Genomic DNA, 13,629 nt, shown 5'->3' on the forward strand with positions numbered 1-13,629 from the left:
GAAAGGGCCCATGGCCCTTTCTTGTGAGCAAGGCAAAGTTTCCGTTTGGTTAGAAGAACCCGAGCGGATTGATATCGTAACTCACCAATAGGTTTTTGGTGTTTTGATAGTGATTGAGCATCATCTTGTGGGTTTCACGGCCGATGCCGGACTTCTTATAGCCGCCAAAGGCTGCGTGGGCAGGATAGGCGTGGTAGCAGTTAATCCAAACGCGACCCGCTTGAATGCCTCGACCTAGACGCTGAGCGCGGTTCATGTCCCGCGTCCATACACCCGCACCAAGGCCGTATTCGGTATCGTTGGCAATTGCCAAGGCTTCGGCTTCATCCTTGAAGGTGGTCACCGAAATTACCGGACCGAAGATTTCCTCTTGGAAAATCCGCATCTTATTATGACCTTTCATGATCGTTGGGCTGATGTAATAGCCCTTGCTTTGATCGCCTTCGAGTTGGCAGAGCGAGCCGCCTAAGAGCACCTGTGCGCCTTCATCTTTACCAATTGCGAGATAGCTTAAAATCTTATCGAACTGTTCTTGGGAGGCCTGTGCGCCCACTTGGGTGGCGGTATCCAGCGGGTTGCCCTGCTTGATGGTTTGCGCACGGGCGAGCACTTTTTCGATAAAGCGATCGTAAATCGACTCTTGGATCAGCACCCGTGATGGGCAAGTACAGACTTCACCTTGGTTAAAGAAGGCTAACAACATGCCTTCGACGGCCTTATCTAAATACTCGTCTTCGTGGTCCATCACATCGGCGAAATACAGGTTAGGCGATTTACCGCCGAGTTCGACGGTCGATGGGATCAGTGATTCGGCGGCACATTTTAAGATGTGGTAACCGACTTCGGTGGAACCAGTAAAGGCCAGTTTAGCGATGCGTTTGCTGGTGGCGAGAGCTTGGCCCGCTTCGGCGCCAAAACCGTTGACGACGTTGAGGATGCCGGGCGGAAGCAGATCTTCAATCAGTTCGAGCAGCACAAGGATAGATACGGGCGTTTGCTCGGCGGGTTTGAGTACCACGCAGTTACCTGCAGCGAGTGCGGGGGCGATTTTCCATGCCGCCATCAACAGCGGGAAGTTCCACGGAATGATTTGCCCGACGACACCCAATGGCTCGGGGAAGTGGTAGCTGACGGTGTTGCCATCGATATCGGCGGCGCTGCCTTCCTGTGCTCGAATGCAGCCGGCGAAGTAACGGAAATGGTCGACAAACAGAGGTAAGTCGGCGTTGAGGGTTTCACGCACCGCTTTACCGTTTTCCCAGGTTTCGGCAACGGCTAAGTATTCGAGATTTTGCTCAACGCGATCGGCGATACGCAGCAGTAAATTCGCACGCTCGGTGACCGAGGTTTTGCCCCAGGCATCCTTAGCGGCGTGGGCAGCATCGAGCGCCAGTTCGATATCGCGGTAGTCGGAACGGGGAATTTTACAGAAGTTTTGACCATTGACGGGGGAGCGATTATCGAAGTATTCGCCGTTGACTGGGGCAACCCATTTGCCACCAATAAAGTTGGCGTATTTTTCTTTAAAGTTAACGATGGCACCAGCGGTTCCGGGTTGAGCATAAATCATAGTGTTTTCCTTCTGTGGCTGCCGAATACGCTAAATGTGCAGCGTCTCAGCAATGGGTCTTGTTGAAATAGGTTTAAGCACTGTTGTTATTTTTATCCTTTGCCAATCGAGTTGACTGACAAAGCTATTGATTAAGTTGGTGTTCTCTTACGCAACACTTGAGCACTGCGTATAAATAGACATCGCAAGGACAGTGCCAAACTGGCAGGAGTTGTACACTTGTTGAGCTAACAGTATGATGAAAAGCTAATTTTGCAGATCCAAAATAATAGGGCTCTCACGGAAGGAAAGGTGCCCTGTGGTCATTTTGTCATCCAACGACACACCGTGAGTGTGCCGAAATGGAACAGCGCTCGGGGAGCTTGGCTATGACAGTAAAACCGCATTTTCCAACCACACAGGCATGGTTAACCGATTCATGGCAGCGCAGCTTAGGTGCTGGCTTGTCAGAGTTTCATGCCGGTGAGGATCTCAGGCTCACGCGTTCGGAGCTCAAACATAAACATGAACAATATCAGCAGCTCATCGAATTAGTACAATCCCATGCCTTGCCGCTATTTAATCAACTGATGGCGCACTCCAATAGTCGATTATTGCTCTCCGATGCCGACGGTTATGTGCTGAAACATTGGGGCGTGAGCCGCTATTCCAGCAAGCTGGCGGATGTGGCGCTCGATATTGGGGTCAACTGGCTCGAAAAGTATAAGGGCACCAATGCAATAGGCACGGCGCTCACGGCCAAGCAGGCGGTGTCAGTGGTCGGAGAGCAGCATTTTATCCGCCAAAACCGCTTTATGAGTTGCACCGCTTGCCCGATTTTTTCGCCTCAGGGCGAGATGCTCGGAGTGCTCGATATTACCAGTGAGCAGCAACGGCATTCGCAGCAAACCTTGATGCTAGTGTCGAGTCTGGCACAGCAGGTCGAAACGGCGCTGCTGTGTCATCTGCCCGATAGTCATTATCGAATCGATTTCGCGGCGCAGCCGAGTTTGTTGAATTCCGGCTGGCAAGGCATAGTTATCGCCAGCAGTGACGGACGGATCGTGGGTTGTAATCCCATGGCTAAACAGCTGCTGAGCCAAGCCAAGCTGGGGGACAGTTTAGAGCAACACCTCGGCGACAATTGGGCGCGAGCGGGGGGCTTTCACCGCGATTCGGCGCTGCATGTGCAGACGCAAGCATTGGCACTGACGCAGACGAAAAGTACCAGAACCCTTCAAGATAAACCCTTGAACCAATTGGGTGTCAGGTTTCGTGACCCGTTACTTGAGCGTGCCTGGCAGCAGGCGAACAAGGTGATCACTAAGCAAATTCCTCTACTTGTGCTTGGCGAAACGGGTGTCGGCAAAGAGCAATTTGTGAAAAAGCTCCACGCCCAGAGTGCCCGTCGCGCGCAGCCTATAGTTGCAGTAAACTGCGCCGCCTTGCCCGCAGAGCTGGTTGAGTCTGAGTTATTTGGTTATCAGGCGGGGGCCTTTACTGGCGCCAATCGAACTGGTTTTATCGGTAAGATCCGTCAGGCACACGGCGGCTTTTTGTTCCTCGATGAAATTGGCGAGATGCCGCTAGCGGCGCAGAGCCGTTTACTTCGGGTGTTGCAGGAGCGTGAGGTGGTCCCTGTCGGCAGTAATCAAAGTTTTAAGGTCGATATTCAGATCATCGCCGCGACCCATATGGACTTAGAGTCGCTGGTGGCGCAGGGATTGTTCCGTCAGGATTTGTTTTATCGCTTAAATGGATTGCAGGTGCGGCTGCCTGCGCTGCGTGAGCGGCAGGATATTGAGCGCATCATCCATAAGTTGCACCGCCGTCACCGCAGCAGCGCGCAAACCTTGTGTACTGAGCTGTTGGCGCAGCTAATGCGTTACGATTGGCCCGGCAACCTAAGGGAGCTGGATAACCTAATGCAGGTGGCCTGTTTGATGGCCGAAGGTGAGGCTGTACTCGAGATAAATCATCTTCCCGATTACCTGGCTCAAAAGCTAATGAATCTGGCGTGTGAGCCCCAAACTTTAACTGAAGTTGTCGAAGCAGAAGCTACGGCGCATCCGCACGAGCTGGCAGAGCCGAGCTCCGCCACCATAGACTCGCTCCACGGAACCATTAATCTGAACGTGTTGCAGGCTTACCGTGCCTGCGATGGCAATGTGAGCCAATGCGCCAAGCGTTTGGGGATTAGCCGTAATGCCTTGTATCGCAAGTTAAAACAGCTAGGGATTAAGGATTAACGGCAGTTGACTGTTGATGATATAAGCCCCGCAAACTGAGTTCGCGGGGCTTATATTTTTAGGTTGGCAAACTGATATTGACTTCAAGGCCGTGGGGCTGGCGATTCTCGGCTCTGATTTTACCTTTATGGGCGCTAATAGCGGCTTCGGTAATGGCGAGTCCTAGGCCCCAGCCACCGCTTTCCCGCTGCCTTGCCGAATCGGGGCGATAGAAGGGTTTGAAAATCGCCTCAAGCTCAGCAGGATCAATCCCTGGACCATCGTCTTTAATGGTGATCTGTACTTGGCCGTTGGCTTGGCTTGCTAGCAGATGAATATCGCTCTGGGCATAACGAATCGCGTTGCGCAGCAGGTTTTCTATCGCCCGGGACAGGGATTTCGGATAATGGCTGAGCTCGATGGCTTCATCGATATCGATAGTGATCTTTTTACTCTGTTGATCGGCCTCAAACTCGGCGTCATCTAGCACTTGGCTGAGGGACTCGGCTAATCCGAGGCGCACCTTAGTCTCATTGGTGCTGAGTTTGACCCGCGACAACTCCAAGAGCTCTGCGATCAATTTCTCTAGTTGCTCGGCCTCGTAGGCGATACGGTCGGTTTCCGTAGTCTGTTGGCCTTTCTTGCGGGCCAGTGCCAGTGACAATTGTAGGCGGGTCAGTGGGGTGCGCAGTTCGTGGGAAATATCCCCCATCAAACGCTGCTGATTCTTCACCATGGCTTCAATCGAGTCCGCCATGCTATTAAAGGCGGTGGCGAGCTGGCCGATCTCATCGTTACGTTGAGTGGTCGCCTTATCGACGCGATTACTGAGATCACCTTCGGCGAGGGCATCGGCACTTTTCTTTAGCGAGTTTAATGGCTTACCTAAATGCCATGCGAGTATGGCGCACAGTAATCCCGAGAGCACTATGGCTAGGCTTAGGGTGAGCAGCTTGTTTTCGATAAAGAAGAAGAACCAGGGACGAGGGTGAATATCCGGCAAGCGACCATAGAGATAGTAGGTTTCACCCTGAAGGGTAAACTGGTGTGGGCCGAAGACCAATTCATCTTTAAATTGATGACTAATCGGCTGTTTTTCCTCATCGGTCATTAGCATAAAGCTGCGTACGCCGCGGCTCACTCGGCTGGTATTAATCACTTGGCCTTGGCTGTTGGCCAGATAGAGTCGAAGGGGTTTGCCTTCCATATCGCCACGTCTTTCCCAGCGGCGCAGAAAATCGGACGTGACTAGCTCGGGATTATCTTGAATACGCTGCGCTATGCTTGCCAACACCTTTTGCAGATGCGGCGGAATTGGGGCGCGGTCATGATTTTGCTGCAGTAAGGGTAGCAAGCCGACCAAAGCGATAATCAGCGAGCTACAGATCCAAAACCCGAGTAGTAATTTGATAAATAAGCGATTAGGCACAGTTGTTCCCGCCGTTATGGTAGCCAGATATAGCCTTTGCCACGGATGGTTTTCACCCTAGGTCTGCCGTCGCTTCGCTCGGGGAGCTTTTTGCGTAGATTCGAGAGGTGCATATCTAGGCTGCGGTCGAAGGGCATGAGTTTTTTGCCGAGCACTATCTCGTTAAGCTCTTCTTTATTCATCAATTCACCCGCATGCAGCGCCAGCGTGTGCAGCAGGGTAAACTCGGTTCCCGTCAGAATAATCAGCTGCTCATTGCAGTAGGCTTCTTGGCGTGAGGGGTCTAAGCGTAAATCACCAAACTCCTGCGCCGGGGTGGCGTGGATCTCTTGGGCGGTTAAGTGTGAGCGACGAATGATGGCGCGAATCCGAGCGATAAGCTCCCTATCATTGAAGGGCTTAGGTAAATAGTCATCGGCACCGATCTCAAGCCCTACCACGCGGTCAATTTCATCACCTCTGGCTGTGAGCATCAGCACCGGTGTTTGCTTGTGTTGGCGCAGGGCGCGTAGCACTTCAAAACCGTTTAATTTAGGTAACATCACATCGAGTAAGATCAGATCGTAATCCCCCGCGAGGGCCAGTTCTAGGCCTTGCTTACCATCATAGGCCAGCGTGAGCTTAAACCCTTCGAGCTCGAGTAATTGTCCGAGGAGTTCTGATAAACCAAGGTCATCATCGATTAATAATATCCGACTCATAGTGTTCCTTAATCTGGGTGAACTGGTGCGAAAGACTCAAAGCGATGTGCTAAACCACAGACGGCTTGAGTATTTTGCCTGAGTATACCTTTTTTGATGTCAATTGCTGTGTAGCAATGTAAGCCAAAGTAAAGAATAGGGAATTTGTTAGTTCTTGTCGCAACTTTACACTGATTTACTCAGGTCACGCCCTCACTTACATATGACGCTTTAGACTGTAATCGTCGAAAGTGATTCGGCTTTTAAAAGGGTCGTCACTGTATCTTGTCTTTACAACATAACGTTGAACTATTGAGGTTAACATGATGAAAACATTATCTCCTTTTAAAGCAGGCCTATTTGCCATCCTAGCAAGCTCCGCGGTATTCGCGACGACAGTTAATGCCGAGCCAGGCCAAGGTTGTGACCATCCTCGTGGTGAGTTCCACAAACACGGCGAGCGTATGGCCCATGATGGTATGCACAGAATGTTTGAGGGCTTGGATTTAACCGATGCACAGAAGGCCGACATTAAAAAGCTGTTTGCTGAGCAACGCGCCGCACGTAGCGACGACAAACCGAGCAAGGAGGAGCGTTTAGCGCATCGTGCTGAAATGCAGGCATTGATCACCTCCGCGACCTTCGATGAGGCGCAAGCTAAGGCGCTGATGAGTGCACAGCAGGAAAAACGTCAAGCCCAAGCGATTGAACGGATGAAGATGCAGAATCAAATCTACAATCTGCTGACACCTGAACAGCAAGCTAAGTTTAAAGCGCGATTTGAAGCACAAGCTGGTAAAGAACCTCGCGGTTAAGCTTGTAAGCTGATATACAATAGGGTCATAGCTTCCCGATATAGACCCTTATGACTCAGACTTCCCAATACGATTTTTGGGTCAAACTGGCTAGTCGCGCTTCCGTGGCTACCGCTTTGACCCTTATTCTTATCAAGCTGTTAGCTTGGTTATATTCTGGCTCGGCCAGTATGCTGGCGTCCTTAACGGATTCCTTCGCCGACGCACTCGCCTCAATCATCAACTTTATCGCCATTCGTTATGCCATCGTCCCCGCCGACCATGACCACAGATACGGCCACGGTAAAGCGGAGCCATTAGCGTCGTTGGCACAATCGGCCTTTATTATGGGCTCGGCATTCCTGCTGCTGTTTTATGGGGGAGAGCGGTTACTCAATCCTGCCCCAGTTGAGCACGCAACTTTAGGTGTGGTGGTCTCAGTCGTCGCGATTGTGTTGACATTAGCATTAGTGATGTTGCAAAAGCGGGCGCTGGCGGCAACCAATAGTACGGTAGTCGAAGCCGATTCGTTGCACTATAAGTCGGATTTATTCCTCAATGGTGCCGTGTTGCTCGCACTCGTTTTGTCCCAATATGGCTGGTGGTGGGCCGATGGGCTCTTTGCCGTGCTTATCGCTTGCTATATCGGCCAACAGGCATTTGACCTAGGTTACCGCTCTATTCAAGCACTGCTCGACCGTGAGCTGGATGAGGACACTCGTCAGCGGATCAAACAAATCGCTAAGGAAGACTCCCGAGTCCAAGGGCTGCATGATTTGCGCACACGCCAAGCGGGTAAAACCATCTTTATTCAATTCCATTTAGAGTTGGATGGCAATTTGAGTCTGAACGAAGCCCATAGTATTGCCGATACCACGGGACTCAGGGTGAAGGCCGCCTTTGAAGATGCCGAGGTGATTATTCACCAAGATCCCGTGCAGGTGGAGCCTAGTGCTGCGGCTTCATCATAATAATAAGTTTGAATTGTTATTAAACAGCCAAAGGATTGGTTATGTCATGGACGCAGCAACAGGTTCACCCCTTAGCCGAACAGACTCGGCTCATTTGCCGTTATCATAGATTATCGACCCGCTTTGAGTTGATCGCCGAACATGCCCTCGTCGCGAGCGCGGGGCCAGATTCAAAACTCCCTGAACCGCATTTAGTCAATCCTCCTATGGGCGTTTGGAGCGAGCTTATCCTGCGCCAACCTTTATATTATTGGCCGCGAACGATTCCATTTAATATTGCACAGCGGGACTACCGACTGCATATTTGGCCCTTGTTGATGTGGCGCAGCCGTGTGACCTGCGAGCAGTCGGGGAAGGTGGTGATTATTGAATGTCTCGATGTACGAAAACGCCGTTCGATAATTCGTTGGTGTTATTTCGGCATAATGAATTTATTGCGTATAGTCAGTTAATACTTAGTATTTAATATTGAGTATGTTATTTAATACTTAAGTATATCAAGTTTGTTATTTTTTAATTTAAAGCTGAATACTTCCTGTATGAAACGTATTTAGTTTTTACAAACTGTCACTCTTATTATTTGTTTGTTGTAATATCCGCCGCGTTTACTACTCAAGTTAACTCATTAGGAAAATATAATGAAAAAACTATCTTTAGTTGCGGTATCTTTATTATCTGCATTAGTGGCCGGCCAAGCTTCAGCGGCAGCCGATACTACTGGTTTTTATGTGGGTGGCGCACTAAACCGCGTAGCTGTGGATGTTGTTGATGATTCAGATACTGGCACAGGTTTCGGTGTTTACGGTGGTTACAACTTCAACGAGTGGTTTGGTTTAGAAGCCAATTTATTTGCGACTGCAGATTTGGGCGACAGAGATACGGATGTCACCGCGGGCGCATTAACCTTCACGCCTAAGTTTACTTTGAAAATCAATGATATGTTCTCAGCTTATGCAAAAGTTGGTGTTGCATCTATGGCTATGAATTTTGACGGTTTTGGTTTCGATGAAGATTTCACCGGTTTTGGTTGGACATATGGCGTAGGTATTAATGCTGCCGTGACCGAGCGTTTAAATGTGCGCTTTAGCTACGATGTCACCACAGGTGATTTAGATGCTGACCACAGCTATTTGAATATGAAAGATATCGACACCGATATGAAGCAACTGGCGATTGGCGTACATTACCAGTTCTAATGATTTAGAGTTAATCTAAATAATAAAAAAGGGATAGTGATATCCCTTTTTTGCTTTTTAATGGATGGTTAATCCATAGACAATTCTTTGAGTTTTCGCGTTAAGGTATTTCTTCCCCAACCTAAACGTTTTGCCGCTTCTTGTTTATGACCTTGGGTATGGCGTAATGCGGTTTCGAGCAAAATACGTTCAAAGGCCGGCTGAACCTCAGTTAATAAATCGCTATTTCCCTCAGACAGTTTTTGGTCAATCCACTCTGTGAGTGCCGATTGCCAATCTTGGCTGCCTTTTGCCATAGGATTAATGCTGGCGGGTTCTTTAAGTAGCTCTGGTGGTAAATCCTGGGGCAGGATTTCTTGCCCTGAGGCCATTACCGTGAGCCAGCGGCAGGTATTCTCGAGTTGTCTCACGTTCCCTGGCCATGGCAGTTGCGATAGCTTGGCGGCGGTCTCTTTGGTGAGGATTTTGGCCTCGACCCCAATCTCCTTAGCGGCGGATGCTAAAAAGTGGGTCGCCAGTTGGGGAATATCCTCACGGCGTTGTGACAGCGGTGGCAAGTGAACACGGATAACATTGAGCCGATGGAATAGATCTTCCCTAAAGCCGCCTTTGAGCACGAGCTGCTCCAGATCTTGGTGAGTTGCGGCAATAATCCGCACATCTACCTGAACGGCGCTATGGCCGCCGACGCGATAAAATTGCCCATCGGCAAGCACCCGCAGCAGGCGGGTTTGTACGTCCAGCGGCATATCGCCGATTTCATCTAAAAACAGGGTGCCGCCATTGGCTTGCTCGAAGCGTCCTTGGCGCACGTTTGCCGCGCCGGTAAAGGCGCCTTTTTCATGGCCGAAGAGCTCCGATTCGATTAAATCTTTGGGAATTGCCGCCATATTCAAGGCGATAAAGGGCTTATCCTTACGTGGACTGTGTTTGTGCAATGCGCCTGCAACCAGCTCTTTACCCGTACCCGATTGGCCGTTGATCAGCACGCTGATTGAGGAGCGTGATAACCGGCCGATGGCGCGAAATACCTCCTGCATCGCGGGCGCTTCACCTATGATTTCGGGCGTTTTGACTTGCGTCTCCTGCGCCGCTGGTGCTGGGCTTTGCTCGGTCGCATGGGTTAGGGCGCGCTCGACTAAGGATATCGCTTCATCAATATCGAATGGCTTGGGTAAATACTCAAATGCCCCTGCCTGATAGGCGCTGACCGCACTGTCTAAATCCGAATGCGCAGTCATGATGATGACGGGAATATGCGGGTAGTGGATTTGCAGTCTTTCTAACAGGGTTAAACCATCGGTGCCCGGCATACGAATATCTGAGACTATGACCCGTGGCTGGGAAATCTCTAATGCTTGCCAGAGTGATTCGGCCGCGGCAAAGCTGGCGGTGCTGAGTTTCGCGCCTTGGAGCGCCTTTTCGAGCACCCAACGTATCGAACTGTCATCGTCGAGGATCCACACTTGTTCACTCATTCGCATTTTGCTTCCTCATACGGTATGTGTTGGTTTGTCTTGATTATTTGGCGCTTAAAATCGGTAACGAAATGATAAATTCGGTATGCCCAGGGCTGGATACACAATCGATTCTGCCCGAGTGTAATCTGGCAATGTTATGGGCAATCGATAGGCCCAGCCCCGAACCTTGCTCACGACTAGTGACCATGGGATAAAACAGTGTGTCCATCAGCTCTGGTGGTATGCCTGGGCCATTGTCGATAATCGACAGGGTCAGTACGAGCTTGTGGCGCTGCGAACCGATAGTGACCTGATGTTGTGTGCGGGTGCGGAGCAGGATTTCGCCACCTGTATGCTCAAGGGCTTGCACCGCATTCTGCAAAATATTCAGCACAGCTTGTTGCATTTGGTCGGGATCCATCTCGATATCGGGGATCGAGGGATCATAGTCACGCTTAAGCTGAATATTGGCGGGCAGGGCCATTTCCACCAGTTTATAGACCTTTTGCACCACTTGATGAATGTTGTGCAGGCTATGTTGGGTCGGTCGCTGCGGGCCGAGCAATCTGTCCACAAGGCTGCGCAGGCGGTCGGCCTGCTCAATGATCAGATTGGTAAATTCCTTTTGTGCCGGATCGTCTAATTCCCGCGAGAGTAATTGTGCCGCGCCACGCAGGCCGCCCAGGGGATTTTTGATCTCATGGGCCAAATTTCGCACTAGGAATTGCGCCGCCTGTTGCTGGGCATCTTGGCTGAGTTGCTGGTGGATCCGGCGTTGTTGGTCGACCTGTCTAAGCTCAAGCAGGCTTAACTGCGCTTCATCTTCGAGCGGGATCAGCGTCAGATCGACGGTATGATGTTGGGCATCTAAGGTCACTAAGGTGGCGGTGTTGACCGTAAGGCCTTGGCCGGCTTTCACCGCATCGCTCAGGATCTGCGCTTCGACGCCAAGTGCTTGATAATGCTCCGGCAGGGCTTGCTCGACTAACCTATGGCTACCGACACCTAACAGTTGCTCTGCGGCGGCGTTGGCATAACAAGGCTTAAGATCCTTATCGATGACAAGTACCGCGGTGACTAAATGATTAAGCAGAGTCTCTTTATCCATCTACCATTCCTGAAAATAGGGTTGCACCATTATGTTGCACCGATTTGGTGCAGGCTGCAACTCGACTTCATCAAAGGGCTAGATTGAACAAAAACAACCTAATCAATTGTTATTAAACAGTTTAGTTTGATTTTGGTTGTTTTTTCGGGACTGGATTCATCGCCGCTTGATGAAGAAATATCTTTCGTGGAGAGCTAGATGCAAAGACTTTGCCGTTTTGAGTCATGGCATCGACAACAATGGTATGTTCACCTCGGTCGATGTTCTTAAGTTGGAAGATGCCGCCCACTTGAGGCTGACCGACCGTTTGACCGTCGAGTTTGAGTGCCATCAGATACTGGCTTTTGATCTCTGGGGTGACAGTGGCGGTGACTTGAAAGTCTCCGTTATTGTCTCTCACGGTTTCCTCTTCCGTAGGGGAAGTGATGACGACTTGATACTGGATTTGTTGGATCACTTGCGAGTCATCCGCATCATTTTTTACGGGGGGGAGTGCAATTTGATTGAGCGTTTTCTCTTTTAACTCAACAACCTCGGCATTGGGATGTGGTTCATCTGAATAATGGACTTTTCCATCCTTATCGACCCATTTGTACACTGTTGCCTGGGCGAACAGGCTGAGCAGCAATAAGCTGATGAGGGTGAATGCACGCATGCGAAAGTCCTTTTGCCTTGGAGATGAAGTTCTACAAGATTAGTCGTTTTTTCACCAAAAATCATGGTGTTTATTCAGCTCGCTTGAGGTTTAGCGTGGGAATAAACGCGGGTTTGTTTTTATGCCTTTAAATCTTCGGCGAGCGTGGTTCTGGCGGCAAATGTTTTGTATGGGAAAGGTGAGAGCGGCTTTGATGTTGAGGCGCAGGGGAGTTTGCCTCTTTTAGGGGAGAGTCAACGCACCACTATGGTGCGTTGACGGCGGCAACCAAAGCTTAGAGCGCTAGGGTTAAAATATCGCGGCTCATGACAGGATCGATATTGCCATGTTCGCCTAGGGCAACCATGCCATGCTGCTCAAGCTGATTGACGACAGCATCGACGGCTTCTTTACCTAAATCGTAGGCAGATAAATGGGTTGCAATGCCCATAGCTTCGAAGAAGGCTTGGGTTTTCGCAATGGCGGCCTCGATACGTTCGTCTTCAGAGCCGGTGTTGATATGCCACACTCTGTCTGCAAACTGTAGCAGCTTTTCACGCTTAGCGGCTTTAGTGCAGCGCAATAATGCTGGTAATACAATGGCTAAGGTGCGGGCATGGTCAATATCATACAAGGCTGTGAGTTCATGGCCGATCATATGTGTTGCCCAGTCGTGGGGTACACCGGTCGCAATCGTGCCATTGAGTGCCATAGTCGCGACCCACATCAAGTTAGCGCGAATATCGTAATCTTCGGGCTGTGTGAGTGCCTGTGGCCCTAGTTCAATCAAAATTTGCAGTAAGCCTTCGGCGAATCTGTCCTGCACAGCTGCATTGACCGGGTAGGTGAGGTACTGCTCCGTGATATGCACAAAGGCATCGACCACGCCGTTCGCCACTTGTCTTTCTGGCAGGGTGAAGGTCTTAGTAGGGTCGAGGATTGAGAATTGCGGATAAACCAAGTCGTTACGGAATGGCAGTTTAGCTTTCAACGATTTACGGGTCACCACGCTGGCGTTGTTCATCTCTGAACCCGTCGCAGGCAAGGTTAATACCGAGCCAAATGGCATGGCTTGAGTCACATTCGCGCCCCAGCTGGTGAGGATATCCCAAGGCTCGCCTTCAAATACCGCTGCCGCAGCAACAAACTTAGTTCCATCGATCACAGAACCACCACCGACTGCGAGTAAAAAGTCGATGTTTAATTCACGAACTTGGTCGACAGCCTGCATCAGGGTTTCGTAGGTTGGGTTAGGCTCGATTCCCTCAAACTCGACCACGAAACGGTTTCCAAGCGCTTGTTTTACTTCGGCTAATGTGCCAGTTCGTCTGGCGCTGCTGCCGCCAAATAACACCATGACTCTGGCATCGCGAGGCACTAAGGTGTCGATTTCAGCTATGGTGTTTTTACCAAAGTGGATTCGGGTTGGGTTGTAGTAGGCGAAATTGAACATACTGCTATGTGTCCTATAGTTGGAAAATGATTTTAGTAGACCAGTCGTCTAGATTGGTTGGCTACTAAATGATAAATCAAGCCGATGAGGCGATATTTCATTGTTCATTAACGGGTTGCTGATGCAT

Annotated in this window: 12 protein-coding genes; 5 read left to right on the forward strand and 7 right to left on the reverse strand. The window is 50.2% G+C overall.

Annotated elements, in window-relative coordinates:
* Positions 1-49: 49 nt before the first annotated feature.
* Positions 50-1,570, reverse strand: coding sequence for an aldehyde dehydrogenase family protein (locus K0H59_RS01255; RefSeq protein WP_088212544.1), 1,521 nt, complete (start codon positions 1,568-1,570; stop codon positions 50-52).
* A 368-nt stretch (positions 1,571-1,938) separates the two neighbouring features.
* Here K0H59_RS01255 and K0H59_RS01260 point away from each other — a divergent pair, with 368 nt between their 5' ends.
* Positions 1,939-3,798, forward strand: coding sequence for a sigma-54-dependent Fis family transcriptional regulator (locus tag K0H59_RS01260; RefSeq protein ID WP_220054409.1), 1,860 nt, complete (start codon positions 1,939-1,941; stop codon positions 3,796-3,798).
* A gap of 58 nt (positions 3,799-3,856) precedes the next feature.
* Here K0H59_RS01260 and K0H59_RS01265 read toward each other — a convergent pair whose 3' ends face one another.
* Complete coding sequence (locus K0H59_RS01265) at positions 3,857-5,206, reverse strand: ATP-binding protein (RefSeq protein ID WP_220054410.1); 1,350 nt, start codon at positions 5,204-5,206, stop codon at positions 3,857-3,859.
* A 14-nt stretch (positions 5,207-5,220) separates the two neighbouring features.
* Complete coding sequence (locus K0H59_RS01270; RefSeq protein ID WP_011621060.1) at positions 5,221-5,907, reverse strand: response regulator; 687 nt, start codon at positions 5,905-5,907, stop codon at positions 5,221-5,223.
* 305 nt (positions 5,908-6,212) lie between these two features.
* On the opposite strand from K0H59_RS01270, the gene K0H59_RS01275 reads away from it, so the two are divergent.
* The 4 genes from K0H59_RS01275 (at position 6,213) to K0H59_RS01290 (ending at position 8,847) form a co-directional block, all read left to right on the forward strand.
* Positions 6,213-6,701, forward strand: coding sequence for a Spy/CpxP family protein refolding chaperone (locus K0H59_RS01275; protein ID WP_220054411.1), 489 nt, complete (start codon positions 6,213-6,215; stop codon positions 6,699-6,701).
* A 50-nt stretch (positions 6,702-6,751) separates the two neighbouring features.
* A complete protein-coding gene (locus K0H59_RS01280) occupies positions 6,752-7,651 on the forward strand; it encodes a cation diffusion facilitator family transporter (protein ID WP_011715494.1) in 900 nt (299 codons plus the stop codon).
* Between the two features lie 41 nt (positions 7,652-7,692).
* A complete protein-coding gene (locus K0H59_RS01285) occupies positions 7,693-8,103 on the forward strand; it encodes a hypothetical protein (protein WP_220054412.1) in 411 nt (136 codons plus the stop codon).
* A 186-nt stretch (positions 8,104-8,289) separates the two neighbouring features.
* Positions 8,290-8,847 (forward strand): porin family protein, encoded by a 558-nt coding sequence (locus K0H59_RS01290; RefSeq protein ID WP_220054413.1) that lies wholly within the window; start codon positions 8,290-8,292, stop codon positions 8,845-8,847.
* A gap of 68 nt (positions 8,848-8,915) precedes the next feature.
* Here K0H59_RS01290 and glnG read toward each other — a convergent pair whose 3' ends face one another.
* The 4 genes from glnG to K0H59_RS01310 form a co-directional block, all read right to left on the reverse strand.
* Positions 8,916-10,331, reverse strand: coding sequence for a nitrogen regulation protein NR(I) (gene glnG / locus K0H59_RS01295; protein ID WP_088212550.1), 1,416 nt, complete (start codon positions 10,329-10,331; stop codon positions 8,916-8,918).
* Between the two features lie 37 nt (positions 10,332-10,368).
* Positions 10,369-11,415 (reverse strand): nitrogen regulation protein NR(II), encoded by a 1,047-nt coding sequence (gene glnL / locus K0H59_RS01300; protein ID WP_088212551.1) that lies wholly within the window; start codon positions 11,413-11,415, stop codon positions 10,369-10,371.
* Positions 11,416-11,536: 121 nt separating this feature from the next.
* Positions 11,537-12,070, reverse strand: a complete 534-nt coding sequence (locus K0H59_RS01305; protein WP_088212552.1) for a DUF4124 domain-containing protein — start codon at positions 12,068-12,070, stop codon at positions 11,537-11,539.
* Between the two features lie 274 nt (positions 12,071-12,344).
* Positions 12,345-13,502 (reverse strand): iron-containing alcohol dehydrogenase, encoded by a 1,158-nt coding sequence (locus K0H59_RS01310; protein ID WP_220054414.1) that lies wholly within the window; start codon positions 13,500-13,502, stop codon positions 12,345-12,347.
* Positions 13,503-13,629: the final 127 nt, after the last annotated feature.

The sequence above is a fragment of the Shewanella sp. FJAT-51649 genome (assembly GCF_019457435.1).
Taxonomy (GTDB): domain Bacteria; phylum Pseudomonadota; class Gammaproteobacteria; order Enterobacterales; family Shewanellaceae; genus Shewanella; species Shewanella mangrovisoli.

Excerpts from the sequence above, each read along its gene's own strand:
- K0H59_RS01255 (WP_088212544.1), bottom strand. The coding sequence starts at position 1,570 with ATGATTTATGCTCAACCCGGAACCGCTGGTGCCATCGTTAACTTTAAA.
- K0H59_RS01260 (WP_220054409.1), top strand. The coding sequence starts at position 1,939 with ATGACAGTAAAACCGCATTTTCCAACCACACAGGCATGGTTAACCGAT.
- K0H59_RS01270 (WP_011621060.1), bottom strand. The coding sequence starts at position 5,907 with ATGAGTCGGATATTATTAATCGATGATGACCTTGGTTTATCAGAACTC.
- K0H59_RS01275 (WP_220054411.1), top strand. The coding sequence starts at position 6,213 with ATGAAAACATTATCTCCTTTTAAAGCAGGCCTATTTGCCATCCTAGCA.
- K0H59_RS01280 (WP_011715494.1), top strand. The coding sequence starts at position 6,752 with ATGACTCAGACTTCCCAATACGATTTTTGGGTCAAACTGGCTAGTCGC.
- K0H59_RS01285 (WP_220054412.1), top strand. The coding sequence starts at position 7,693 with ATGTCATGGACGCAGCAACAGGTTCACCCCTTAGCCGAACAGACTCGG.
- K0H59_RS01290 (WP_220054413.1), top strand. The coding sequence starts at position 8,290 with ATGAAAAAACTATCTTTAGTTGCGGTATCTTTATTATCTGCATTAGTG.
- glnG (WP_088212550.1), bottom strand. The coding sequence starts at position 10,331 with ATGCGAATGAGTGAACAAGTGTGGATCCTCGACGATGACAGTTCGATA.
- glnL (WP_088212551.1), bottom strand. The coding sequence starts at position 11,415 with ATGGATAAAGAGACTCTGCTTAATCATTTAGTCACCGCGGTACTTGTC.
- K0H59_RS01305 (WP_088212552.1), bottom strand. The coding sequence starts at position 12,070 with ATGCGTGCATTCACCCTCATCAGCTTATTGCTGCTCAGCCTGTTCGCC.
- K0H59_RS01310 (WP_220054414.1), bottom strand. The coding sequence starts at position 13,502 with ATGTTCAATTTCGCCTACTACAACCCAACCCGAATCCACTTTGGTAAA.